This window comes from Candidatus Enterovibrio altilux, assembly GCF_002381345.1.
GTDB classification, from domain to species: domain Bacteria; phylum Pseudomonadota; class Gammaproteobacteria; order Enterobacterales; family Vibrionaceae; genus Enterovibrio; species Enterovibrio altilux.
The window spans coordinates 1554062-1580206 of sequence record NZ_CP020660.1 but is presented as its reverse complement, the minus strand read 5'-3'; the positions used below and the strand labels follow the sequence as shown (position 1 = coordinate 1580206).

The window sequence follows — 26145 nt, the reverse complement described above, 5'->3', positions numbered from 1 at the left end:
AATAATAATGCATATAATCGCTTTTTTAGTTACACATTCATCAGATTGAACCTAACGTAATATACGCAACCAACTTGAAGATATTGATTTGAGGTATTACAACTTTTCATTTATTCGAGATGTTAAAGGGCCGGCATTCTTGACGAAGTTACTTTGGTTATATCCCATTCAATCGAGAACAATATAGAACCGATGAGTTAATGGATAGCTATCTCTCTTAGTTTGCGCTTTGCTTTCTAAATCAGAGGCCAACACCATAGAGCTACGCTCCGAACAGGCTAAGTTTACTGAAACATTTAGGCCATAAGTAAACTTAGCAAGCCGAGTAATCTAGGGAGAGATTTCTTTTATCTAGCGACGGAACCATAACAAATGGTTTTCCTGGAAAAAAGTGTATTTACAATGCCGTTGAGAAGTCTACAAAATTTTTTAATGGTGTTTATAAACTTACTCAACTGCCGTTGTTATGCTCTCATTCTTAATGCATTAGTAAACGAGTCAAAACGATGAACATCGTATTCAAAACGAAACTAAAGGAACTATTCAGCACTTATTCATTGGTGCTACGAAAAAGAAAATAAACGGCAAAAGCGAGCAACAAGTAAAAAAGCATACCCTGAGGAAAAACAGTGAGTCTGGCGTGAGTTAAATTTAAAAATAGATATAAATACGTATAAAATAATTTCTACTGGGTTAAATTCATTGGATGTGGTTGACAGTGAAGTGCGATTTAATTTGTCCAAATAAAACCACTGTAGAATCAATAATATATCAAATGATCATACTTACGACACAAATTAGTATCATGAAACACTTTATATTAAACAAGTGATTGCATTCATATCATCAAGAAAGAACACATTTTTGAGGATCGAAGTTATCCGCGTAATTTAACAGTTTATTAACAGCAGTTATACAGTTCAAATCAGCATTAAAAAGCAAAGTATAGTTACCATAAATGTTCCCGATCAGACACAGCAATGTTCTGAGTCAAAAAACTACTTAGAGGCACGTTGAGTCTAAGGTATTACAATGCCCAGATTAACGAAACTTACGTAATAATAAAGGCGTTCAATGAGCTGGCAGAGTTAGATATACCTAAAATACAAGCGAGCATCTAATAGTTGATTATGCTGAAATTTGTTATTTAAATTTGAATGAGGAAACAAAGCTTATAACTACTACTGGTATGAAAAAATAAATGTGAGATTATTAGTATTTATTATCTCATGATATATTATACAGAGTGATTAACGCATTATATAAAATAAGTTACAAAAAAGCGTAGGGTAAAACACGATGCGAATACTAAGATTGATTCTGTTAGTTGTGTTTGGATGGCTTCAATATCATCTCTGGTGGGGAAAAAATGGCATTACCGATTATCTTGAGGTCAATGCTGTATCTGAACTAGCCACGCAAATCAATAAAAAACTCATACATCGTAATCAGCATATGTATACAGAAATTGCTGATCTTAAACACGGACAAGAAGCCATTGAAGAACACGCACGTAATGAATTAGGCATGATAAAGAAGGGAGAAATTTTTTTTCGTCTTGTACAAAAATAAACCGCGCTTGTCTTAGTAAAACGAAGAGAATTATGAATACCCTAGTGAATAAAAAACAGACGTGTATGCTGCAATCTACCACTCTAAATTTGGTAGCGATTGTACCCGCTGCAGGGGCAGGAAAGCGTATGCATGCCGCATGTCCTAAGCAATATCTTGCCATCAATAATAAAACCTTGCTTGAACACACAGTACATTACCTGCTTGATCACTCTGCCGTATCTAAAGTTGTGATTGCTATCAGTGCAGAAGATGAATATTTTCAAGATACATCACTAGCATCAGATACGCGTGTTGCGGTAACATATGGCGGTGCTAAACGAGCAGATTCAGTTTTTGCGGGGCTAAACGCTACAGACTCTGAATGGGTAATAATACATGATGCCTCTAGACCGTGCGTGCGTCATGGAGACATTGATGCACTAATTAAAGTCGCCACCACACATCATGATGGTGCGATTCTGGCTTCTCCCGTGAGAGACACAATGAAACGTTCAGATGTGCTAGGTTATGTGGATCATACTGTGTGTCGCGAACATCTATGGCATGCGTTGACGCCACAAATGTTTCACCGTAAACAACTGTTGAATGCTCTGCAACACGCACTAGAACAATCCTTCGCGATAACAGATGAAGCTTCTGCAATTGAGTTAGTAGGCGGAGCGCCTAAGTTAGTTGTTGGACATACAGATAATATTAAAGTCACGCAACCGGAAGATTTAGCATTGGTAGCGTCCTTTTTAATGCAACGCGCTGAGCTGGAATGAGCGAAAGAAAACAAATTAAAATGCGTATTGGACAAGGTTTTGATGTTCATAAATTTGGTGGCAAAGGCCCAATAGTCATTGGTGGTGTCAAAATTCCTTATAAACAAGGTCTCATTGCTCATTCAGATGGAGATGTGGCATTACATGCAGTCTGTGATGCTTTACTTGGTGCTATTGCCGATGGTGATATTGGTCGTCATTTCCCTGACACAGATGTAGAGTGGGAAGGTGCAAACAGCCAACTTATGTTACATGATGTTTACGCAAAAGTAAAAGCGAAAGGATACATGATTGGTAACCTAGATATGACTATTATAGCGCAAGCACCAAAAATCGCACCACACATTGATTCAATGTGTGCAGTCATCGCCCAGAATCTAGAAACTAATATTAGTAATATTAATGTAAAAGCCACAACGACTGAATATTTGGGTTTTACTGGGCGAAAAGAAGGCATTGCCTGTGCAGCTGTAGTAATTATTCGCAGGGAAACCTATGACTGAGGTAATAATACTGGTGGCCCGCCTATGCATGGTAAATGAACAAAAACGGATTGTTTGAAAACCAAACCTGAGCATTATAATTCCTTAGGATCAATGCCCCCCTCAATAGTTTTTAACTCAAAACATTACCGTCTTTGATAGAAAATATTTATTGTAACTATACTTCATTTTTCAATGTGATTTGAACCGTATAACTATTAGTAACTGACCATTAAATTACCGGATGACTGCGTTTCAAAAAAATTGTTCTTATTTTTAATGGCATGAACGGAATCGCTCGTTTAATACGACCGGTTTCGTAGCATTGCTAGCGTCGTAAACACCATCACCTCATGTGTCATTGATTCTTCGGCGAGTCTGTTTAAGCAAGTTACCGTCAGTCACACTTGATGCACTTAACTCAACAGCAATAATTTTATTCGTAGTTACATCTATCGCTAAATGTAACTTGCGTCAAACTCACCGTTTACCATTAGCGCCATGATTTTTCATTTTTCATGTGCTTTCATCGTAAATTCTTAGAACCTTGGACCCAATGATTAAATGCTATATAGTTCCTTTATTCTTCGTTTTAAACGTGACATTAATCATTTAGCTCGCATGCTAATACACCAATTGCCATGGCATAACAACGGCAATTGAGTAAGTTTATAAACAAAATTAATGACTTCTTGCAGCCTCTCAATGGCATTAAAATACACATTTAACCATGATGGACATCGTAATGGTTCAGTCACTGCATAAGCGAGATCTCCCATGATTACCCTACTTCATTTAATGCCATAGCTGAATGCCTTCTTCATCAATCCAAAATATTAGTGGGCCGCGATTAATTCAAGCTTGACTATACGGCTCCCAGCCAGTTGTTTTCTAATATAATTTTTTTAAATCTGAATACTTAAGTAAACCTAGCTGTTTAGAGTGTTGAATAAAATTTAGTTTTCTGATTTAAGGAATGAAGCCTGTTACCATAAATATTACCTAGCAAAGACAGCAATGATGCGAGTCAAAAAACTACTGGAAGAAACATTGAACCTAAGGGATCACGCTGCTCAGATCAGTAAAACCAACGCCATGATAAAGGCATCACATAAACTAACAAGACTAAGTATGTTTAATATGAAAGCGATTGTCTAATAGTGAATCATCTGAAGATTTGCTATCTCAACTCGAATTAAGGAACAAAACTTTTTTATAGCTAAGCTTGTTCATAAGCCTACATGTTTAAGTAAACCTAATTGTTTGGAGCGTAGATTAATAATTAGATTCCTTTATGTAGGGAATAAAGCAACTAGTATGAGACAATCAGCAGTAAAATATTTCCATTTTTCAATAAATTAAAAAAATTGCCTATTAACTGATTAACATCATAACATTTTCAATGAAACAGAATACCATTGAAGTAACCTTATCAAAAACGCAATATTTATTCTTAATCTTGACCTCACTGCTTTCCTCCTTGTGGCGAAATTTTAAACCAGATAGAATCATTATGGAATAATACGCAATGAACGATCAAGACACAGCATAAAAGTAAACATCGTTTTAAAGAAGAGATGGAACATATTTTCACTCCGTTGCTCCCAGGGGATTACAGGTTCTTTGACGCCCCAAATAGATAGTAAATTTCAAGTCTATTAACAAACTTCCCTGCCAAACAATTGACTGACAGTAGTGTAATCAAGCTTGGATCAATCGTGGCCACTAACCTGCTAAATTGACGAAAAAGCGATTCAGTGATGACATTAAACTAAGCAAGGCAATCGTGGGAGACTGCATTTATTTAGCGGCTTAGCCATTACGGCGGCTCTCATGGTTAAGCACGTATTTTCACAGTGCCATTGAGAGGTATCCAAAGGTTCATTAATTTTGTTTACCAACTTGTTCAACTATCATAATCATACCCTCACAATTCATGCATTAGCAAGCCAACTAAAACGATTAACGTCACGTTCAAGACGAAGACTAAAAAAACTATCTAGCACTTAGCCATTGATTTTACCGAACTCAAAGTGTATGGTGACGGTAAATAAGAAATAAAATAGTATCATTTTGATTAAAAATGGCTAGCCTGAGGCAAGTTACATCTAGCGGTAGATATAAATATTTATGAAATCATTACTGCTTAAGTTAAGCGCATCAAATGTATCTAACGACGAAGTGCTACCCAACTTGCTCAAACAGGCTCGCCGAAGAATCAATGCAATATCAGGCGATGATGTTTATGACACCAAACAATATTACGAAACCGCTCGTATTAAGCGAGCGATCCTACTCATCCAACCCCCAAAAAAGCACTTTTTAAAAACGAGTTCATCCGCATCATTTAACGATCCATTGCCAGTAGTTATACGGTTCAAATTGACATTAAAAAACGAGGTATAGTTACCATAAATGTTCCCTATCAGGGACGGCAATAGTTTGAATTACAAAACTCCTCTTAGGAACATTGAGCTTCAGGGATCACAATGCATAGGTTAGTGAAACCTATGCCATGATTGGAACGTTAAATAATCTAGCAGGACTAAGTATACCTAAAACGCTAGCAAGCGTATAATAATTAATCATGTTGAGGCTTGCTATCTAAACGCAAATTAAAAAATAAAGCTTCGCTAATGATAGCAATGTTTAGCGATTATGGTGAGATGAAACCCCATCTGACTAACGTCGGTGATAAAAGAACATCGAACTATTGAAGAAACCAGTATTTTAGTCAACATGATCATAACGTTGTCTTAATACGTAAATGGAGGTCAAAATAAGTTTCATGTGTGCGATAAAAATACACTCAGCTTTCCTTGTCAACCCTCCATTATTACTTATTTAACCAAGTATTTCCTACGCATATAGAGCAGAGTTGAGTGTATACACCTATACATGACGATATTTGATTGATGACACCGATTATCTAGAATCGGTATTTAATACCGAGCAAAATAATGCATTTATTGAAAGACAAATTTAACAAATTTTTGGTTCAATAACAAGGACTAATATTCCACTAATAAAAGTGAAGGTGCATAAATTTAAACAGAAGATTATCAACTAAAATCCAAATTTTTAACAGTGCACCGCAATAATTGCATGAGGGGTGCTCGTCAAACACGGCCGTTTTTCCCACACTATAAATAACAAAATATCAATAATTTTACTTACGTTGTCAACAAGATGTTTTGCAACAGCGGTAATGTAACAAGTAATTGAAGATCATATAAATGGAGAACTTAATGCACCTTTTGATCAGTAACGACGATGGCGTCTTTGCTGATGGCATAAATATACTAGTGGATATTTTTTCTGATATCGCAGCCGTAACCGTTGTTGCACCTGATCGAAATCGTTCTGGTGCGTCAAACTCTCTCACACTGGAAAGCCCTTTGCGTATTCGTCAGATCCACGAAAGACGTTATGCCATTCAAGGCACTCCGACGGACTGTGTGCACATTGCACTAAATGAATTGCTTACAGAAAAGGTAGATTTCATGATTTCGGGGATTAATCACGGTGCAAATCTTGGTGACGATGTACTGTATTCTGGTACAGTTGCCGCAGCAACTGAAGGTTTTTTCCTTGGAGTGCCTGCAATTGCAATTTCCTTATGTGGGTCAACGCATTTTCAAACCGCAGCTCAGGTTGTAAAATATATGGTACTGGCTGATAAAGATAAGCCGCTGCCAAAAAATAGAATTTTTAATATTAATGTCCCAGACTGTGCGTGGGATAAATTAAAAGGTTGGCAAGTAACACGCTTGGGTGCAAGGCATCGCGCGGAAGGAATGATTAAAGAAACCGATCCTAGAGGGCACACCATCTATTGGGTTGGTCCTCCTGGTACCACACAAGATGCTGGACCTGGTACCGATTTTTATGCCATTGAAAATAATTATGTATCCTTAACTCCCCTACAAGTAGATTTGACAGCGCATGATACTTTGAATGAGCTATCGCAATGGGTTAAAAATGCAACGGAATAACTAAGAATATCATTAGTGAACTCTATGTATTCACGTATTGAATTATTACGATAATCAAAGATTATAACTCCCCCCCACAGACTTGATACAATTGATTGTTTACCATGCCACCTATTTATGTCGATAATGATGCCACATCAAACGCATGGCAACAATAAGTTGACGATCGGTTCTGGTCAGAAAATTTATGAACTTTACATAATAGCGAGGATAATAATGCTGTGGAATCTTACGCACAGTATCCGTGTATTAGAAGCCTAGACTGGCTCTACATTTCAGACATGTGTACTAACACAATTAGTTAAGCATGTACATTTTGTAGAGCTAATTTTACAGCTATAAAAGCTTTGTTTGTAATTCAAATTTAGATATTAAATCCCAATATAATTAATGATTAAACAATCGCTTTTGCTTTAGGCATACCTAGCCTGTCAGCTTATTTAATACTTTTATTATGGCGTAGAATTCCCTAACCTGAGTTATGTGATCTCCCTTAAGCTCTATATTCCTTCCAATAATTTTTTTGACTCAAACCATTGCTGTCTCTTCTATGGAACGTTTATGCTAACCGGCTTTATTTTTAAATAAAGGAACTAAATTTTCAATCAATATTCTAAACAGGTAGGCTCACTTAAATATTCAGGTCTATGAACAAGCTTCGCTACAAAACCACTAACTGAAAGCAGTATAATCAAGCTTTAATCAATCGTGACTCGCTAACATTCTGTTTTAATGAAAAAATTATTCATATATAGAATCAAACTAAACAGGGTAATCATGAAAGACCTCGTTTATTTAGCAACTTAGTCATTATGCCGGCCTGCCTAGTTAGATGCGTATTTTCAATGCCATTGCGAGGTCTCAAGGATTCCTCAATGCTGTTTTCAAACTTACTCAGCTGCCATTGTCATACCCTCGCTATTAATGCATTAGCAAATAAACCAAAATAGTTAACGTTACGTTCAAGATGAAGAATAAACGAACCATCCAGCACTTAACACTTGATTCTACGGTGCTCAACGTCTACGGTAAAGGAGAAGGGAAAGTAAAAAAGCATGGCTCTGGTGAAAAACAGCGAATCTGGACCAAGTTACATTTAGAGATAAATATAAATACGTATGAAATCATTGCTACTGCATGAAGTACATCAAATGTGACTGACGGTGAAGTATTACCTAAGTTAAGCTTTGTTTCTTAATTTGAGTTCAGATAGCCAATCTTAACATTATTCACTACTAGGCAATCGCTTTCGCGTTAGACATACCTAGTCTTGTAAGACTTATTTAACGCTTTTATCATGGCATAGCTTTCACTAATCTAAGTTGCGTGATCCCTTAAGCTCAATGTCCCTACCAGTAGTCTTTTAACTCGAATCCTCGCTGTCTATGCTAAGTAACGTTTATGGTAACCGGCTTGACTTCCTCAATAAGAGAACTAAATTTTTAATCAACGCTTTAAACAGTTAGATTAACTTAAATATTCAGATCTATGAGCAATTTTTGCTATAAAATAATTAACTTGGAGCAGTATAATCAAGCGTTCATTAATTATGGCTCACTAATATCCTGAACTGATGAAGAAACTGTTCAGCTATGGAATCAAACTAAACAGGGTAATCATGGAAAACCTGATGTATTTAGCAACTTAGCCATTACGATGGCCCGCATGGTTAAATACGTATTTTCAATGCCATTAAGAGGTCTGCATGGCTTCATTAATCCTGTTTTCAAGCTTGTTCAATTGCCATTATCATGCTTGTACTATTTATGCATTAGCAAGCGAGCCAAAGCGGTTAACGTCACGTTCAAATGAAAAATAAAGGAAGAATCCAGCGCTTAGCCATTGATTCTACGGGCGGCTCAAAATCTACGGTGAAGGAGAATTGAAAGTAAAAAAGTATGATACTAATGGAAAACGGTAAATCTGGCGCAAGTCACATTTAGCGGTAACTATAAATACATATGAAATCATTGCCGCTGAGTGAAGTGCATTACATGTGCCTGATGGTAAAGTCCTACCTAATTTACTCAAACAAACTCGCCAATAGAATGAATGAAATATCAGACGATAATGTTTGCGACACCGTTCGGATTAAATGCACAATTCCAATAAGTATAGACAAATGTGGTATGGTTACCATAAACGGCAATGTTTCGAGTCAAAAAATATTTGAAGAGACATTGAGACTAAAAGAGCACAATACTTAAATTAGCGAAACCTATTCCATAATAAAAGCGCTAAATAAATGGACAAGGCTAAGTATGCTTAAAATGAAAAAATTTATTTAATAGTGAATTATGTTGGAATGGGCTATTTGAACTCGCATTAGGAAACAAAGCCAGCTACAAATAATTGTAAAATAACGTATCTTCAAACAGCTAGAGCTTTATAATATTTCTACTAAGCATAGTGGTAGCTAACGAAATTGGCTAAGTAAATAGCCTTGTGATACCACTATAGTAACCGCTACGGCTTCCAATATGGAATACACTCTCTGCGATTAACTTTCAAACGGTAACGCATTAATTATGACTGTTAAAAACACATAACTTCTAACAAGTAACGCGTAATGGCGATGCTCTTGAAACATCCGCAGTAAGAAAAGCTAGATTTGTTCCTCTTGTTACGAGCGATTTAGTTTAAGCTACTTAGAATCGTAGAGGTTTCAATGCAATTGAAAATTTCAATGTTGCTTTTATTATTGGTATTACTCACTGCTTGTACTGTATCCACTCCTGCCCCTGTTATAAGTGTGGGATTTGATTACGGAAAGATTACTCGCGGAAATTACCATGGAAGCTATTATAACGTCCAAAAAGGCGACACATTGTATTATATTGCGTACATTACCGGGCGTCACGTTAAAGAAATTGTTGTTGCAAACAATCTTAAAAAACCTTACATAATTTTTCCTGGTCAACACTTAAATCTTTGGACAAAAAAATACGTGTCATCCATGAGCAGCAAGAAGCATCAGATTACTGTGATGCCTATTGTACCAGTTGTGCCTCCCTCTTTACCGACCACAGCATTATCTTTTACAGCAGCGAAAAACAACCAAAAAATTACTTTGCAAAATAAATCAGATTCTGCATCTTATAAAAAGAAATTAGTTGAACCGCCAAAAACGAAAGAGTACAGTCAGTCTGTAATAAAAAATAAACGATCTGTTGACAAAGTTATTAATAAGTTAACGATGTCAAATAAAGCTATATCTTGGCAATGGCCATCGCGAGGACGTGTTATTTCTAGTTTTTCTAGTTCCGAAGTAGGTAACAAAGGGATAGATATCGCGAGTAAACGTGGTCAAAGCATAGAAGCCTCGGCAGATGGCAAAGTGGTCTATGCAGGAAGTGCCCTACGTGGATATGGCAATTTAATAATTGTTAAACACAGCGATGAGTACTTAAGTGCTTATGCACATAATGACAACATTTTTGTTGAGGAACATGATAACGTCAAGAAGGGGCAAAAAATAGCTTCGATGGGTAGCTCTGGTACGAACAGTGTACGATTGCACTTTGAAATACATCATAAAGGAAAATCGGTAAACCCGTTAAGGTATTTGCCAAAACGGTAAACCCTGACAGTTTTGCTGTACTATCTTGCTGCTACACCATATTGGGAGGCGCTATGAGTGAGAATAATGCTGTAAAAAAAATTGAACACTTGGCAATCGATGCAACAGAAATGGAACGATTGGAACAGACTGATAATAACGAGGAGTCAGTATCCTTCACGGTATCGTCCAAAGCTTTGGACGCTACGCAACTATATTTAAGTGAAATTGGCTATTCACCGCTACTGACAGCAGAAGAGGAAGTGCTTTATTCTCGGCGCGCATTGCGTGGTGATGAGGCAGCCCGCAAACGTATGATTGAAAGTAATCTACGTTTAGTGGTAAAAATTTCTCGTCGCTATTCGAATCGAGGTCTTGCACTGCTTGACCTCGTTGAAGAAGGTAACCTTGGTTTAATCCGGGCGGTAGAAAAATTTGATCCAGAACGTGGGTTCCGTTTTTCAACATATGCCACATGGTGGATCCGTCAAACAATCGAACGCGCCATCATGAACCAGACGCGTACTATTCGTCTTCCAATTCATGTTGTTAAAGAATTGAATGTCTACTTACGTACTGCTCGTGAACTGGCACAAACGCTAGACCATGAACCTACGGCTGAAGACATTGCTTTTCAATTAGATAAGCCAGTTGAAGATATCAATTGTATGCTGCGTTTAAATGAACGCATCAGCTCTGTTGACAATCCTATTGGAGGTGATTCTGAAAAAGCACTTCTTGATATAATTCCTGATGAAAAAGCAGGTGGCCCTGAGAGTACAACGCAAGATGATGACATGAAAAATTCTATAGTGCATTGGTTGCAAGAACTGAACCCTAAACAAAGAGAAGTGTTAGCACGTAGATTTGGCTTGTTAGGTCATGAGGCATCGACATTGGAAGATGTTGGTCGTGAAATTGGATTAACCCGAGAGCGTGTACGTCAAATTCAAGTTGAAGGACTAAAACGTCTTCACGATATGTTAACTCACCAAGGTTTAAATATCGAGTCATTATTTAATGCGGAGCATTAAGCGTGTTTATAGATTAGGGATCTCGCCTTGGCTATTGTGTTTAGTGACGAATGCGCAGCAACATTAATTATTATACCCATTCTATGCGTTCGTAAAAAGTTTCATAAAAAAAGTTTTAATTTTGGCACTTTAGGTATCTAGTGTCTTGAGCCAGAATGCTATCATCAAAGTAGCTAGCACAGGGTTTTAAGCATGTACAGTACGTCTAATGCTTGGCGTGGTGTGAGATTATCTGGTTCAATCTTAGCAAGTTCTTTTTCTATATTGCTCAACTCTGGTAATAAAGATAATTGTGTTGTTGCCTGTGTGGTATGCTCTCCAGTCACAATATCATGCATACTTTCTTCCAATTGACGAAGTTTATTTTTTGCCCGTTGTATTACTGTTTTAGGGACACCAGCTAACCCCGCCACAGCTAACCCATAAGACTTGCTCGCTGCACCCTCTTGTACGGAGTGCATAAAGGCAACTTCATCGCCGTGTTCGACAACATCTAGGTGTACATTAACCAATCCATCAATCTGATTTGATAGTTCTGTCAATTCAAAATAATGCGTCGCAAATAGTGTCATTGATTTAAGTCTTTTTGCTAGCCATTCCACACTCGCCCAAGCTAAAGATAAACCATCGTACGTGCTTGTTCCTCGGCCTATCTCGTCCATCAAAACGAGACTATTTTTCGTCGCATTATGCAGGATATTGGCTGTTTCTGTCATTTCAACCATGAAGGTTGAGCGGCCTGATGCTAAATCATCTGATGCACCAATACGAGTAAAAATACGGTCTACAGGGCCAAGTGTCACGGACTCTGCTGGAACATAAGAACCAATATGAGCTAGCAAGGTGATTAATGTTGTTTGACGCATGTAGGTTGATTTACCACCCATATTTGGGCCTGTAATGATTAAGATACGGCGACGAGGATGCAGCACTGTAGAGTTTGCAATAAACGGTGCGTCAAGAACTTGCTCAACCACTGGGTGGCGGCCCCCAGCAATATTAATACCACGATTGTCTGTCAATGTTGGCCGACAATAATGGAGCGTTTCGGCACGTTCCGCCAAGTTAGAAAGTACATCAAGCGTTGAAAGTGCATCTGCAATATGCTGTAAAGTTTCAAGATGAGGTAGTAATTGATCAAACAATCCTTCCCATAATTTTTTTTCAATCGCCAGCGCTTTTGACTTTGAATTAAGCACTTTATCTTCGTACTCTTTTAACTCAGGAATAATATAACGCTCTGCGTTTTTCAACGTTTGACGACGTACATAATGAGGCGGCACCAAGTGACTTTGACCACGACTAACTTGAATGAAGAAGCCATGTACCTGATTGAAACCAATTTTAAGAGTATCGATGTCATGACGATTACGTTCACGCTTCTCTAACTCGTCAAGATAGCATGTTGCACCATCCGCCAGCGCTCTCCATTCATCGAGCTCAGCGTTGTAACCCGGAGCAATTACCCCTCCATCACGAATAACCACAGGTGGTGCTTCCACAACTGCTTCTTCAAGCAAAGTGGTAAGTACCGGCATTGGAGAAGAAGCTTTCTTTAATGGTTCAAGAGCGCTGTCAGACAGTGCATCAAGCAAGGCTTCAATCTCTGGTAATTGTTGCAACCCATTACGTAATCGTGCCATGTCACGAGGTCTTGCAGACCTAAGTGCTAACCGAGCAAGAATACGCTCCATATCACCAACAGGGCGTAATGCGTTGGTAAGATCAACGTACAAACCGGTCTTTTTTAACGCCGTAATGGCATTTAACCGCTCATTGACGACAGTGAAATTTCTAATTGGCTGATGAAGCCAGCGTTTGAGCAATCGACTGCCCATAGCAGTAATAGTTTTATCCAGAACCGCAGCAAGCGTATTTTCTAATCCACCTGACAAGTTTTGTGTAAGTTCAAGATTACGACGTGTTGCTGCATCCAAAATAACAGATTGATCTTTGTGCTCTTTGACCAGCGCTCGAATGTGCGGTAATGCAGTACGCTGCGTGTTTTTAATGTATTGCATTAAGCAACCAGCAGCAGCGAGACCCAATGTGCACTCTTCTACACCAAGACCAATTAAATCACGCGTACTAAATTGCTGGTTTAACTGCTGCTTGGCTGTATCCACATCAAATTCCCAAAGAGGACGACGTCGACTGCTTTTGCAGCTTTCAAGCAGTGCTAAGTTATTGAAATTTTCGGGATACAGCAGTTCTGCAGGGTGGGTCCGTTGAAGTTCTGCAGCCATTTCTTCTTCGGTTGCTGGTTCGATGAGTACAAATCGACCTGACGTAATATCAAGTGTAACGTAACCAAAGTGATCACCTTGAGCATAAATTGCAGCAAGAAGATTGTCTATGCGTTCATTGAGTAACGCTTCATCTGATACCGTTCCAGGTGTAATAATTCTAACAACCTGTCGGTCAACCGGTCCTTTACTAGTAGTAGGATCTCCGATTTGTTCGCAAATCGCTGCAGATTCTCCAAGCTGAACCAGACGTACCAGATAACCTTCTACAGAATGGTACGGCATGCCTGCCATTGGGATGGGTTCACCTTCGGCTACTCCGCGTTTTGTTAAAGTAATATCTAGTAATTGCGAAGCGCGTTTTGCATCATCAAAAAAGAGTTCATAGAAATCACCCATTCTATAGAAGAGAAACTCTTCTGGATGTTGCGCTTTTAATTTTAGGTATTGTTGCATCATCGGTGTGTGATTCGCTGATATTTGTTCTGTCACGGTGACCTGCAAAATTACTAAATTTTAGGATAATGCGATAAGGATACGTGAATTACAGCGAAGCAGTAAATACTTACTTGCAATGATGATAATTAAGGATCTGTATTTCCTGACTCAAGTTCAGATAGCAAACTCCAAGATAATTCACTGTTAGACAATCGTTTTCGTGTTAGGTATATCTAGTTTTGTCAACTTATTCAACATTTTTATCATGGCATAAATTTCGCTAATCTAAGTTATGTAATCCCTTAGGATCAATGTCCCTTCCAATAGTTTTTTGAACTCAAACCATTGCTGTTTTTACTAGGGAATCAAACTAAGCAGGATAATCATGGAGACCTCGTTTATTGAGCCACTTAGCCCTTACGGCATCCCTCTTGGTTAAATAAGTATTTCCAATGCCATTAAGAGGTTTGTAAGTATTCATTAATCTGTTTTTAAATTTGCTCAACTGCCATTGTCATACCCTCACTATTCATGCATTCGCAAGCGAGTCAAAACAGTTAACGTCACGTTCAAGACAAAGAGCAAAGAAACTATTAAGCACTTAGTCATTGATTCTACGGAACTCAAGGTCTGCGGTGCAGGAAAATGGAGAATAAAATTGCATGGTACTCATGAAAAACGAGGAGTTTGACGCAAGTGACATTTAGTGGTATATATAAATACGCATGAAGTCATTGCTTCTGAGTTAAGTGCCTCACATGTGACTGACGGTGAACTGTTACCTAACCTCCTTAAACAACAGACCCCCCTAAAAATTAATGAAATATCAACCAATAGTGCTTATGACACCAAACAATATTACGAAATCGCTCGTATTAAACAAGCGGTTTCACTCATCCCACCAAAAAAGAAACAGCTTTTGGAAAACGAAGTTATCCGTGCAATTTAGCGGTCAGTTATCAAAAGCAATATGGTTTAAATCAACATTGAAAAATGAGGCATGTCACCAGAAACATTGCCTATCAGAAACGGCAATGTTTCGAGTCAAAAAAATACTTGGAAGGACATTAAGCCTAAAAGATTTTTTTCTCAGGTTAGCGAGACTTAAGCCATGATAAAAACGTTACATAAGCTGGCATGGTTAAGTATGCCTAAAATAAAAGCAATTGTTTAATCGTTAATCATGTTGGGATTTGCTCTCTAAACTCACATTAGGAAACCAAGCCACTGTAAATGCAAACTTCTCCGTTTTTATGCCATAAAGTGTCATACACTGTAGTGATTAAAGTATTATATGATGAAACTGAATTGCTAGATGCAATGCCACCATGACATTAGTGGAGAAAAATAGTAGCAAAAATTACTTTTAAAGAAATATAATTTACCTAATGTTTAGTTAAATTTAAAATTAGCACGTCAAATGCAGCCTGAATTGTCACGCTTTCTAAAGCCATTATCACTCAACAGACAAAAGCTAAAATACAAGTTGTAAGAATATCATTCCAGCTAATTAAATGTATAAAAACGTCAATAACTTTGCAATAATTAATTTGCAGACAGGTGTAACCATCATGACGTTTACCATTAATAATGCGTACTAGTCTCACATCATAACCCTATTAAATCAATAGGGTGTTACTATTTGCTCTAGGTTATCACTACGGGTACACATTAATAAATACACATGAAATTAAAAGTTGTGGGTACGTTTCTATTGTTTTGTGCAATACGTTGGATAACATTACAAGTTCTATCGCTACCATTTGAACAGCTTATGAACTAGTTTAAGCAAAAAAGAGTTCCATGCATACATTACCTGCACATCCGTTTGGCACGGACATAACAAGCAACTATATTCTTAAAAAAATGGCAGCGTGTCGCAGTTGGGAGGATAAATATCGCCTTATCATTCAATTAGGTAAAAAAATTCCTCCTTGGAACTCGACGTTAAAACATGAAAGTATTCCAATACTCGGATGTGAGAGCAAGGTATGGTTAGCTTGGCAAAATATTGATGGATATTATTATTTTGCAGCAGACTCAGACGCAAAAATTATTAAAGGTTTATTAGCGCTAATTCTAGCATTAATCGAAGGTAAAACACGCGATCATCTAAAAAATATTAATTTTGAGAGCTATTTTGAAGTAATGAATTTACTCAACCATATTAGTCAGTCTAGAAGCACTGGATTACGCTCAATTATAGAGCATGTAAAAAAAATTTAACATCTCCTCCCCAGTAATGAATAAGTTATTTTTTAAATTATATTTTTAATAAGTGGATAGTTCTGTATTCGATTGGTATAACGTAGTGTAATATATCGTCTTTTGTGAAGTAATTATTATGACTATCCTTGATGTTAAGTATCATTTAATCAGTAAACTAGTGCAGTTAAAAGCGATAGTTTAATGGTGAATCATGTAAAAGTTTGTTACTTGTACTAACATTAAAAAATAAAATCAGTCTATTACATTATTCTGAATCATTCATAAATCAAGCATCTTCAATTATTACTGATATAAATAGTCAGATCTTACGTATAAAACTGCACAAATTAGACTTTGCTCGAATTGTATATAGTCAAAATCAGGCATAGTGCACCTTGAACGGTTAGTATATCAGTTGATATGCTATTGTGCCTAACTAAGAATGCGATTCTAAGGAGAAAAAATTATGACTAACAAAGAAAATTATCGTGTTGCAATCGATATACTTTGCTGTCACTTAGGCATGAGCTTTGACGAAGCTTGCGCAGAGCTAGGACTTGCAGATGCCGAGAACCAAAAACTTAAACAAATTTCTGTTATGCAACAGTCTTTAATGAGTTTGCTACCCCAAAATAGTACGTATTAATGCCACTTTCACAAAAAAAGCATTTCAGAAACCAGCTTCGTCACTTAAGGCTACTCGCCTAAGGGAAAGTGGCCTTGTTAAATTTTGTCACAATATTTTAAAAAATACTTTGTATTATTCTTCAAATATAATTAGGTAGCTACTAAATAACACTACTGATAATTAGATATATTACCCGTGTCTCTTATCTTTCTGTTCTTAGCATCTACCATAATTCAACTTCCCAATTGTTGCCTCAACACAGTTTTGTTTTTTAATTTAAGTTCAGATAGCAAATCCCAATATTATTGCGGGCATACCTAGCCCGGTCAGCTTATTTAACATTTGTATCATGGCATCAGCTTCGCTAATCTGAGTTGTGTGATCCCTTAAGATCAATATCCCCCTAGTAGCTTTTTAATTCAAACCATTGCTGTTCCTGCTAGGGAACGTTTATGGTAACCATACCTAGTTTTCCAATGCTCATTTGAACCGCATAATTTTTGGTAACTGACCCTAAATTACGTGGATGACTTCGTTTTCAAAAAATTACTCCTTTTGTTGGTAAAATGAGTGGAACCGCTCACTTAATACAAACGATTTCGTAACATTATCTGGTGTCATAAGCACCGTCGGCTGATATTTCATTGATTTTTCGATGGGTCTGTTTGAGTAAGTTAGGTGTCAATCACATTTAATGCACTTAATTCAGCAGCAATGATTTCATGCGTATTTATGTCTACCGCTAAATGTAACTTGCGCCAGATTCGCCGTTTTTCATCAGTACAATACTTTCTTTATTCTTCATTTGAACGTGACGTTAACCGTTTTGGCTCGCTTGCTAATGCATAAATAGTGAAAGCATAATGATAGCAGTTGAATAAGTTGGAGAATAGAATTAATGAATGCCTGCAGACTTCTTCATGGCATTAAAAATACATATTTAATCATGAGGGTCATCATAGTAGCTGAGTCGCTAAATAAACGAGGTCTCCTATGATTACTCTGCTTAGTTTTATTCCATAGCTAAATAGCTTCTTCATCAATCCAGAATGTCAGTGAACCGCAATTTATTAAAGCCTGATTATACGGCTTTCAGCTAATTGTTCTGTAGCGAAGATTGTTCATAGATCTGAATATTTCAGTGAGTCTAACTGTTTAAAGTGTTGATTGAAAATTTAGTTCCCTTGTTTAGAAAATAAAGCCGATTACCATAAAGGTTTCATAGCAGAGACTGAAATGGTTCGCATCAAAAACTACTGGGGGGGGACATTGAGCCTAAGGAATCAGACAACTCAGATTAGTAAAATCGACGCAATAATAAAAGCATTAAATAAGCTAATAAGATTAAGTATCCCTAACACTAAAACTATTGTCTAATAGTGAATACCAGCTTGATGAATTATCATACAAAAATACATTTTAAACGAATAATAGTACTTTATTTTAATTCATTTTTTACGGCTTATGACAAAATAAAAAAATTTTATTTCACTCCCTTATAAAAATGACATAAGTCTCTTCTATGTTATTGCCATCATTGGGATAAAGAGGTTGGTGGACATAAATAATACAACTTTCATCCCCAGGATATCCACACCTCGATCGCCTCCTAATAACTTGCAATATCCTTTCTTCACCATTATCTTGCTATTTTAATAATGTTAAAGACCCACATGTAGTGTTTGAACTTCTACTTCATTAATTTTATATTCGTCACAAAATCAGGCTATAAAAATAAAATTAACGAGAACACGTCTTCAAACATGGATACACTAGGAACAAAATAAATGAACCAACAGATGACCGTTCAGAAACGTAATGGTGTGAAGGAAAAGATTGATCTAGACAAAATACATCGCGTTATCGGCTGGGCTGCAAAGAGCCTCAATAATGTCTCAGTTTCACAAGTTGAACTTCGTTCTCATATCCAATTTTACGACGGTATCAAAACTGAGGACATTCATGAGACCATAATCAAAGCTGCCGCTGACTTAATATCAGAACAAACACCAGACTACCAATATCTTGCGGCGCGTTTGGCCATTTTTCATTTACGTAAAAAGGCTTATGGTAAATTTGAGCCACCAACACTCGTAGTTCATGTTGACAAGATGATCGCTAATGGTAAATACGATAAACATATCACAAAAGACTATTCCACTGCAGAGCTAAATATTTTAGATAGCTACATCGATCATTGGCGTGATATGAATTTTTCATATGCTGCTGTGAAACAATTGGAGGGTAAATATTTAGTACAAAATCGTGTTACTGGCGAAATCTACGAGAGTCCACAATTTTTGTACATAATGGTAGCTGCATGCCTGTTTGCTAATTATCCACAAGAAACGCGCTTTGATTATATTCATCGTTTCTATGATGCAATTTCTCAATTTAAAATTTCATTGCCCACGCCAATCATGTCTGGCGTTCGCACGCCAACCCGCCAGTTTAGCTCATGTGTACTGATTGAATGTGATGACAGCTTAAATTCAATCAATGCGACAGCAAGTGCCATCGTGCGTTATGTTAGCCAACGTGCTGGCATTGGTATTAATGCAGGACGTATTCGAGCATTAGGTAGCTCTATTCGCAACGGTGAGGCATTTCATACTGGCTGTATCCCATTTTACAAATATTTTCAAACTGCAGTTAAATGCTGCTCACAAGGCGGAATTCGTGGCGGCGCAGCTACACTGTTTTACCCAATATGGCACCGTGAAGTAGAAAATTTATTAGTACTAAAAAACAACCGTGGTATTGAAGAAAACCGGGTCCGTCATATGGACTACGGTGTGCAAATCAATAAATTAATTTACACTCGTCTAATTAAAAGTGAAAATATATCATTATTTTCTCCATCTGATGTGTCAGGACTTTATGATTCATTTTTTGCAGACCAAGAAGAATTTGAACGTTTGTATACACAATATGAACAAGACACTTCTATTCAACGTAAGACTGTAAAGGCTATAGAACTGTTTTCTTTGCTGATGCAAGAGCGCGCATCTACTGGTCGAGTTTACATACAAAACGTCGACCACTGTAACACACACAGCCCATTTGATCCCACAGTTGCTCCTATTCGCCAATCAAACTTATGCTTGGAGATTGCACTTCCAACTAAACCTATAACCAACGTTGAAGATGACAAAGGAGAAATCGCGCTTTGCACCTTGTCAGCATTCAACTTAGGTGCGCTTAATAATCTTGATGAATTGAAAAATCTTGCAGACTTAACAATCCGGGCATTAGATTCATTGCTCGATTATCAAGACTATCCACTACCTGCCGCGCATAAAGCGACCATGAATCGTCGTACCTTAGGTGTGGGTGTCATCAACTACGCATACTATCTTGCAAAAAATGGCGTTCGTTATTCAGATGGCAGCGCGAATGGTTTAACGCACCGTACTTTTGAAGCTATTCAATACTATTTGCTTAAAGCGTCAGTAGGATTGGCGAAAGAGAAAGGTGCTTGCCCGCTTTTCAACGAAACCACATACTCAAAAGGCATTCTACCAATCGACAGCTACAAACGTGATTTGGACACAGTATGTGAAGAGCCTCTTCACTACGACTGGGAAACCTTGCGCGGCGAAATCATCGAGCATGGCCTGCGAAATTCAACCTTGTCAGCATTAATGCCATCAGAAACTTCGTCTCAAATTTCTAACGCAACCAATGGTATTGAACCACCGCGTGGTTTCGTTTCAGTAAAGGCGTCTAAAGACGGCATCCTTAAACAAGTTGTTCCTGAGTACGAAAAATACAAGGAAAGCTACGAACTTCTGTGGAACATTGAATCGAACACTGGATACCTTCAGTTAGTAGGTATCATGCAAAAATTTATCGACCAAGCTATTTCTGCAAACACCAATTACGATCCAAGCAAGCAAGCTGCTGGCAAAACACCCATGAAGCTTCTGCTCAAAGATTTACTTACTGCTTATAAGCTCGGTGTAAAAACCCTTTATTATCACAACACGCGTGATGGTGCAGATGATGCACAACAAGACTTAGCAGCTCAAGATAATGACTGCATAGGTGGAGCTTGCAAGATTTAATTATAAAAATGGGAAGGGGCAAAAACTCCCTTTGAAAGTTTAATTCTAAATGGTATTTTAACGATAATGATTTATAGCACTTTTTCAAAACACAATAATAATGCACTTAATGAACCAATGTTTTTTGGTCAGTCTGTTAACGTTTCTCGCTATGATCAGCAAAAATACGAAATTTTTGAGAATTTAATTGAGAAGCAGCTAAGTTTTTTCTGGCGTCCAGAAGAAGTGGATGTATCAGGCGATCGAATTGATTACAATAAATTACCTGAACACGAAAAGCACATTTTCATTAGTAACTTGAAATACCAGACGCTGTTGGATTCAATTCAAGGCCGTAGCCCAAATGTTGCACTGCTTCCACTGGTGTCTATCCCCGAATTAGAAACGTGGATTGAAACGTGGTCATTTTCGGAAACTATTCACTCACGTTCGTACACACACATCATTCGAAACATAGTAAATAATCCAGCGGTGGTATTCGATGATATAGTCATCAATGCATACATTATTAAACGTGCTGACGACATTTCAAAGTATTATGACGATTTAATTCAGGCAACCAGTGACTATCATCGTCTAGGCGAAGGAAAGCACACAGTTAATGGTGAAACCTTAATTGTTTCACTGCGAGCCTTGAAAAAAAAACTGTATATTTGCTTAATGTCTATAAATGCCCTTGAGGCCATTCGTTTCTACGTAAGTTTTGCCTGCTCATTCGCATTTGCTGAGCGAGAGTTGATGGAAGGGAATGCTAAAATAATCAAGCTCATTGCTCGCGATGAAGCTCTTCACCTAGCCAGTACTCAACACATGCTGAATATTCTACGTAGTGGTGATGATGACCCAGAAATAGCCAAAATCGCAAAAGAGTGTGAACAAGAATGCTTTACCCTTTTCAAGGACGCAGCAGAGCAAGAAAAAGAGTGGGCAGAATACTTATTCAAAGATGGGTCAATGATTGGGTTAAATAAAAATATTCTTTGTCAATACGTCGAATATATTTCCAATTTACGCATGTCAGCAGTTGGCTTGAAGCCTGCTTACAGTAATGCATCACAAAACCCAATCCCATGGATCAACGCGTGGTTATCTTCAGACAACGTTCAAGTCGCGCCTCAAGAAGCAGAAATGAGTTCGTATCTTGTTGGTCAAATAGACAATGATGTTAATTTTGAAGATCTAAGCGACTTTGAGCTATGAGTCAAATCACTATCACAGTAAATCACCACACATTTGTGGGTAATACCCAACAATCATTACTTGAACAAATGGAATACCTAGGTCTACAACCTGAATTTCATTGCCGTGATGGTGTGTGTGGTGCTTGTCGATGCAAACTCAACGGCGGCGAAGTGATGAAAAAAAATGCATTGGCATATATCAGCGTAGGAGAAATACTTACGTGCACGGCAACACCAGTAACTAATGTTCTATTAAAATTTGACTATCAACTTTCTCTCGCTGAAAAAAGCCATAAATCTAAGCTTTGTTTCTTAAATTAGAGAGCTAAATTATTAATCTAAGCTCTAACCTGCTAAATTTATTTAAACATTTAGATCATAGATGAGTTTCGCTACAAAACAACCCACTGGAAGTAGTATTAGTAAGTTTTAATTAATCGTGGCGTTGGCAACGATGGATTAATGAATATGCCATGCAGCCATGGAATCAAATCAAATAGAGTAACCGTAAGAAACCTTGTGTATTTAGTGACTTCGCCATTCAATAGTTCGTATGGTCAAGCGAGTATTTTTAATCCCATTAAATTCTTAGTAAAAATTCATTAATTCTATTTTTTAAATTTGTTCAACTGCTATTGCTTTGCCCTCAGTATTCATGCATTATCATGATAGCTAAAATAATTTACGTTACATTTAAAAAGCTTTGTTTTCTAACTTAAGTGCAGATAACAATCACAACATGATTAACGATTAAACAATCACTTTTATTTTAGGCATGCCTAGCAAGCTCAATTTATTTCACGCTTTTGTCATAGCGTAAATTTCGCTAATCTAAGCATTATGATCTCTTAGACTCAATATCCCTTTGAAGAGTTTTTTAACCCGAAACATTACTGTCTCTGATCGGGAACATCTATGGTAACCATACCTCATTTTTCGATACTGATTTAAACTGCATAACTTCTGACAACTAACCGCTAGATTGCACGAATAATCTCGTTTTCCAAAATTTTTTCTTTTCTTTGTGGGATGATTGAAACCACTCGTTTAATATAAACGATTTCGTAATGTTGTCTGGTGTCGTATAAGCACCATCTACCGATACTTCATTGATTGTTCGGCGGGTCTATTTAAGTAAGTTAGGTAGCACTTCACTGTAAGTCACATTTAATGAACTTGAGTCAGTCTCAATGATTTCATGCGTATTTATGTCTATCACTAAATTTAACTTGCACCAGACTCAACATTTACCACCAATGCCATGCTTTTTTACTTGCTATTCGCTTACATCGTAAATCTTTAGTCGTCGTCTCGAACGCCACATTAACCATTTTGGATTGCTTACTAATGCATGAGTAATAAGAATATGATAACGGTAGCTAAGTAAGTTTGAAAATAAAATTGATGAATCCTTGCAAATCTATAAATCGCATTTCAAACACACGTTTGGCCATGCAAGCCGTCATCATAACCAAGCCGCTAAAGACACAAGATCTCCCATGATTACCCTTTTTGATTTGATTGCATAGCTGCATAGCTTCTTCACCAATCCAGAATGTTAGTGAGCCACAATTGATTACAGCTTTCTCATATCGCCTCTTATTGGCTGTGTTATAGTGAAACTTATCCATAAACCTGAATATTTCAGCAAGCCTAGCTGTTTAGAACATAGACTAATACTTCAGTTCCATAACTTGAAAAAGTACAGCCCCTCTTTTGCTACTCACAAAAATTATTACTCACTTACTTTGAAGATACAAGCTACTTTCTGCACGTCAAGAAAAAGCATAGTTAAACAGCTAAATTGGACTTTTTAAAACACGAACAGTCACATTAGTACTAATATGTAGCACTCGAAGTGCATCACAAGTGCCGGCATTGCCCATAGCAAATGTAATAATGTGTTATATTATATTCGGCTGACACATTTTGTCAGTATATGCAAACTGAAAGGTGGAACAGCATTACTTACAACGATAGCATGAGTATCCACTCCTGACCTGTTTCGCATTTTTAAACTACACTTGTTTGTTTATAAACATGGCACTAACATTCAGGACAATCACAATGATGTCCTCACAAAAGATAGTTCATTACACGAAATTCAACCGTTTAAGCACATAACTTGAAAAACTACACATTAGCATCATGTAAACATTATATATATTGGCACTTTTTACGATATGCAAGTTCGGCAAAAGCATTGTCAGCGGCTTTTAGTGTTACTTTTAGTTCTTTCTCGCCATGAGCAAGTGATGTAAAGCTTGCTTCAAATGCCGAAGGTGCCAAATATATGCCTTGTTCTAACATCAAATGAAAAAAGCATTTGAATTTTTTGATGTCACATTGATGAACATCTGAGAAGCATGTAATGCTGTTTTTATCCGTGAAGAAGAAGCCAAACATACCGCCTACTTGGTTGATGACTAATGATACGCCATGTTTTTTTGCTGTAGCTTTAAAGCCCTGAGCCAAACGTTGAGTAGTACTCTCTAAGTATGCTTCATTACCTTCTTTACGAAGTTCATTCAAAGCAGCTTCACCTGCAGCCATTGCTACTGGGTTTCCAGATAACGTACCTGCTTGGTAAACAGGTCCTATTGGGGCGATATATTCCATTATATTACGACGACCACCAAATGCACCCACAGGCATCCCGCCACCGATGACTTTACCTAATGTGGTGAGATCCGGTTTAATATTATAATACGCTTGAGCTCCACCTAGAGCAACACGGAAACCCGTCATCACTTCATCAAAGATCAATAGTACACCAAATTCATCACATAACTCGCGCAGACCTTCAAGAAAGCCAGGTTGTGGTAAAATGCAATTCATGTTACCAGCGACAGGTTCCACGATAATACAAGCAATTTCGTCGGGATATTGCTCGCATACTGCACGAACGGAGTCGAGATCATTGAATGTACACGTTAGTGTGTGCTTGGCAAAGCCTGCTGGTACACCGGATGATGTTGGCTCACCAAGCATTAGGGTGCCAGAACTTGCTTTCACAAGTAAACAATCCGCGTGGCCATGATAGCAACCTTCGAATTTAATCAATTTATCACGGTGAGTAAAACCACGAGCAAGGCGTATAGCACTCATGGTGGCTTCAGTCCCTGAACTCACCATACGAACCATTTCCATTGATGGCACTAATTGACTCACCAATTCTGCTAGTGCGATTTCACTTGCTGTTGGTGTGCCAAAGCTTAAACCTCTCTGCACTGCTTCAATGACAGCATCACGAATTACGATATTGTTGTGGCCTAAAATCATTGGCCCCCATGAACCAATATAATCAATATAAGCGTTACCATCGACATCATAAATATAAGCACCGTTTGCTCGCTCAATGAAAATTGGGTCGCCACCAACGTTTACAAAGGCACGAATAGGAGAATTCACGCCTCCCGGGATGGTTTTGCAGGCTTGTTGACATAACTTGGTTGATTTTGTCATGATCATTGTTTAGGTTACTTTTTATCATTTAATTATAAAATATTGTACAAAATACAGTGACATTAGTCGAATTTATTGATGCATTAATCTTCATATGCATATTATTAATAATAATTTGCAGCATTGAATCCTAAGGTTTTATTTCATATATTAAAAAATTTAATTGTCAATCTGCTCTCTAAACAACTAGACTCACATAAATATCTAGGTTTATGGACACGCTGCGCTACAAAGCAAGAAACAGCATAATCAAGCTTTAATCAATAGTAGCTCACTAGGCTTTTGGATTGATGAAGCAGCCATTCAGTTATGGAATAAAACTAAATATAGTAATCAGAGGAAATTTTTTTGTTTAATGACTGAGCTATTACGATGATTATCATAATCAAACAAGCATTCTCAATATCATTTATAAAGCAGCAAAATACATTTATTCTGCTCTAAAATTTGCTCATCTGTCATTGTCATATCGGCTTTGTTTCCTAATTTTAGTTCAGATAATA

The 26145-nt window shown here is 37.4% G+C and carries 17 protein-coding genes and 6 pseudogenes; 18 read left to right on the top strand and 5 right to left on the bottom strand.

The window, feature by feature from the left end:
* The first annotated feature begins 1299 nt into the window (after positions 1–1299).
* The 7 genes and pseudogenes from ftsB to BTN50_RS11365 form a co-directional block, all read left to right on the top strand.
* Positions 1300–1572, top strand: a complete 273-nt coding sequence (ftsB, locus tag BTN50_RS06630) for a cell division protein FtsB (protein ID WP_161492977.1) — start codon at positions 1300–1302, stop codon at positions 1570–1572.
* 32 nt (positions 1573–1604) lie between these two features.
* On the top strand, positions 1605–2339 hold the full coding sequence (gene ispD / locus BTN50_RS06625) for a 2-C-methyl-D-erythritol 4-phosphate cytidylyltransferase (protein WP_223823195.1): 735 nt from the start codon (positions 1605–1607) through the stop codon (positions 2337–2339).
* Positions 2340–2359: 20 nt separating this feature from the next.
* Complete coding sequence (gene ispF / locus BTN50_RS06620) at positions 2360–2842, top strand: 2-C-methyl-D-erythritol 2,4-cyclodiphosphate synthase (protein ID WP_096619550.1); 483 nt, start codon at positions 2360–2362, stop codon at positions 2840–2842.
* 996 nt (positions 2843–3838) lie between these two features.
* Positions 3839–3979, top strand: a complete 141-nt coding sequence (locus BTN50_RS10185) for a hypothetical protein (RefSeq protein WP_161492976.1) — start codon at positions 3839–3841, stop codon at positions 3977–3979.
* Between the two features lie 972 nt (positions 3980–4951).
* Positions 4952–5227 carry a hypothetical protein gene (locus BTN50_RS12395; protein WP_394336750.1) on the top strand — a complete coding sequence of 92 codons (276 nt, stop codon included), beginning with the start codon at positions 4952–4954 and terminating at the stop codon, positions 5225–5227.
* A gap of 842 nt (positions 5228–6069) precedes the next feature.
* Positions 6070–6816, top strand: coding sequence for a 5'/3'-nucleotidase SurE (surE, locus tag BTN50_RS06610; protein WP_096619486.1), 747 nt, complete (start codon positions 6070–6072; stop codon positions 6814–6816).
* A gap of 701 nt (positions 6817–7517) precedes the next feature.
* Positions 7518–7954 (top strand): annotated as a pseudogene (locus tag BTN50_RS11365) (transposase); the annotation flags it as partial.
* A 97-nt stretch (positions 7955–8051) separates the two neighbouring features.
* Here BTN50_RS11365 and BTN50_RS12390 read toward each other — a convergent pair.
* Positions 8052–8226: pseudogene (locus BTN50_RS12390) on the bottom strand (IS5/IS1182 family transposase); the annotation flags it as partial.
* A gap of 78 nt (positions 8227–8304) precedes the next feature.
* On the opposite strand from BTN50_RS12390, the pseudogene BTN50_RS09520 reads away from it, so the two are divergent.
* The 3 genes and pseudogenes from BTN50_RS09520 to rpoS all read left to right on the top strand — a co-directional run bounded on the left by BTN50_RS09520 (position 8305) and on the right by rpoS (position 11409).
* Positions 8305–9104: pseudogene (locus BTN50_RS09520) on the top strand (IS5 family transposase).
* A 380-nt stretch (positions 9105–9484) separates the two neighbouring features.
* A complete protein-coding gene (locus BTN50_RS06600; protein ID WP_190319734.1) occupies positions 9485–10396 on the top strand; it encodes a peptidoglycan DD-metalloendopeptidase family protein in 912 nt (303 codons plus the stop codon).
* 53 nt (positions 10397–10449) lie between these two features.
* Positions 10450–11409 (top strand): RNA polymerase sigma factor RpoS, encoded by a 960-nt coding sequence (gene rpoS, locus BTN50_RS06595; RefSeq protein ID WP_096619484.1) that lies wholly within the window; start codon positions 10450–10452, stop codon positions 11407–11409.
* Between the two features lie 173 nt (positions 11410–11582).
* Here rpoS and mutS read toward each other — a convergent pair whose 3' ends face one another.
* Entirely contained in the window at positions 11583–14114 is a 2532-nt protein-coding gene (gene mutS, locus BTN50_RS06590; protein WP_096619548.1) for a DNA mismatch repair protein MutS, read from the bottom strand.
* A gap of 475 nt (positions 14115–14589) precedes the next feature.
* Between mutS and BTN50_RS12385 the strand changes: the two are divergent.
* The 4 genes and pseudogenes from BTN50_RS12385 to BTN50_RS06570 all read left to right on the top strand — a co-directional run.
* A pseudogene (locus tag BTN50_RS12385) lies at positions 14590–14784 on the top strand (transposase); the annotation flags it as partial.
* 15 nt (positions 14785–14799) lie between these two features.
* On the top strand, positions 14800–15042 hold the full coding sequence (locus BTN50_RS12380) for a hypothetical protein (protein WP_096619482.1): 243 nt from the start codon (positions 14800–14802) through the stop codon (positions 15040–15042).
* An 854-nt stretch (positions 15043–15896) separates the two neighbouring features.
* A complete protein-coding gene (csdE, locus tag BTN50_RS06575; protein ID WP_096619481.1) occupies positions 15897–16319 on the top strand; it encodes a cysteine desulfurase sulfur acceptor subunit CsdE in 423 nt (140 codons plus the stop codon).
* A 448-nt stretch (positions 16320–16767) separates the two neighbouring features.
* Complete coding sequence (locus BTN50_RS06570; RefSeq protein ID WP_096619480.1) at positions 16768–16947, top strand: hypothetical protein; 180 nt, start codon at positions 16768–16770, stop codon at positions 16945–16947.
* A gap of 264 nt (positions 16948–17211) precedes the next feature.
* On the opposite strand, the pseudogene BTN50_RS06565 reads toward BTN50_RS06570, so the two are convergent.
* Positions 17212–18000 (bottom strand): annotated as a pseudogene (locus BTN50_RS06565) (transposase).
* Positions 18001–18165: 165 nt separating this feature from the next.
* Here BTN50_RS06565 and BTN50_RS10175 point away from each other — a divergent pair.
* The 4 genes from BTN50_RS10175 (at position 18166) to BTN50_RS06550 (ending at position 22498) form a co-directional block, all read left to right on the top strand.
* Entirely contained in the window at positions 18166–18306 is a 141-nt protein-coding gene (locus BTN50_RS10175) for a hypothetical protein (RefSeq protein ID WP_161492973.1), read from the top strand.
* Between the two features lie 410 nt (positions 18307–18716).
* Positions 18717–20996, top strand: a complete 2280-nt coding sequence (gene nrdA, locus BTN50_RS06560; RefSeq protein WP_096619479.1) for a class 1a ribonucleoside-diphosphate reductase subunit alpha — start codon at positions 18717–18719, stop codon at positions 20994–20996.
* A 66-nt stretch (positions 20997–21062) separates the two neighbouring features.
* Complete coding sequence (gene nrdB / locus BTN50_RS06555; RefSeq protein WP_096619478.1) at positions 21063–22196, top strand: class Ia ribonucleoside-diphosphate reductase subunit beta; 1134 nt, start codon at positions 21063–21065, stop codon at positions 22194–22196.
* A complete protein-coding gene (locus tag BTN50_RS06550; protein WP_096619477.1) occupies positions 22193–22498 on the top strand; it encodes a 2Fe-2S iron-sulfur cluster-binding protein in 306 nt (101 codons plus the stop codon). Before nrdB ends, BTN50_RS06550 begins: the two co-directional genes overlap by 4 nt.
* A gap of 477 nt (positions 22499–22975) precedes the next feature.
* On the opposite strand, the pseudogene BTN50_RS06545 reads toward BTN50_RS06550, so the two are convergent.
* A pseudogene (locus tag BTN50_RS06545) lies at positions 22976–23808 on the bottom strand (IS5 family transposase).
* A 526-nt stretch (positions 23809–24334) separates the two neighbouring features.
* On the bottom strand, positions 24335–25642 hold the full coding sequence (gene hemL, locus BTN50_RS06540) for a glutamate-1-semialdehyde 2,1-aminomutase (protein ID WP_096619547.1): 1308 nt from the start codon (positions 25640–25642) through the stop codon (positions 24335–24337).
* Positions 25643–26145 lie beyond the last annotated feature (503 nt).

Bases quoted from the DNA above. Each gene is read 5' to 3' on its own strand.
- ftsB (WP_161492977.1), top strand. From the start codon at position 1,300: ATGCGAATACTAAGATTGATTCTGTTAGTTGTGTTTGGATGGCTTCAA.
- ispD (WP_223823195.1), top strand. From the start codon at position 1,605: ATGAATACCCTAGTGAATAAAAAACAGACGTGTATGCTGCAATCTACC.
- ispF (WP_096619550.1), top strand. From the start codon at position 2,360: ATGCGTATTGGACAAGGTTTTGATGTTCATAAATTTGGTGGCAAAGGC.
- BTN50_RS10185 (WP_161492976.1), top strand. From the start codon at position 3,839: ATGATGCGAGTCAAAAAACTACTGGAAGAAACATTGAACCTAAGGGAT.
- BTN50_RS12395 (WP_394336750.1), top strand. From the start codon at position 4,952: ATGAAATCATTACTGCTTAAGTTAAGCGCATCAAATGTATCTAACGAC.
- surE (WP_096619486.1), top strand. From the start codon at position 6,070: ATGCACCTTTTGATCAGTAACGACGATGGCGTCTTTGCTGATGGCATA.
- BTN50_RS06600 (WP_190319734.1), top strand. From the start codon at position 9,485: ATGCAATTGAAAATTTCAATGTTGCTTTTATTATTGGTATTACTCACT.
- rpoS (WP_096619484.1), top strand. From the start codon at position 10,450: ATGAGTGAGAATAATGCTGTAAAAAAAATTGAACACTTGGCAATCGAT.
- mutS (WP_096619548.1), bottom strand. From the start codon at position 14,114: ATGATGCAACAATACCTAAAATTAAAAGCGCAACATCCAGAAGAGTTT.
- csdE (WP_096619481.1), top strand. From the start codon at position 15,897: ATGCATACATTACCTGCACATCCGTTTGGCACGGACATAACAAGCAAC.
- BTN50_RS06570 (WP_096619480.1), top strand. From the start codon at position 16,768: ATGACTAACAAAGAAAATTATCGTGTTGCAATCGATATACTTTGCTGT.
- BTN50_RS10175 (WP_161492973.1), top strand. From the start codon at position 18,166: ATGGTTCGCATCAAAAACTACTGGGGGGGGACATTGAGCCTAAGGAAT.
- nrdA (WP_096619479.1), top strand. From the start codon at position 18,717: ATGAACCAACAGATGACCGTTCAGAAACGTAATGGTGTGAAGGAAAAG.
- nrdB (WP_096619478.1), top strand. From the start codon at position 21,063: ATGATTTATAGCACTTTTTCAAAACACAATAATAATGCACTTAATGAA.
- BTN50_RS06550 (WP_096619477.1), top strand. From the start codon at position 22,193: ATGAGTCAAATCACTATCACAGTAAATCACCACACATTTGTGGGTAAT.
- hemL (WP_096619547.1), bottom strand. From the start codon at position 25,642: ATGACAAAATCAACCAAGTTATGTCAACAAGCCTGCAAAACCATCCCG.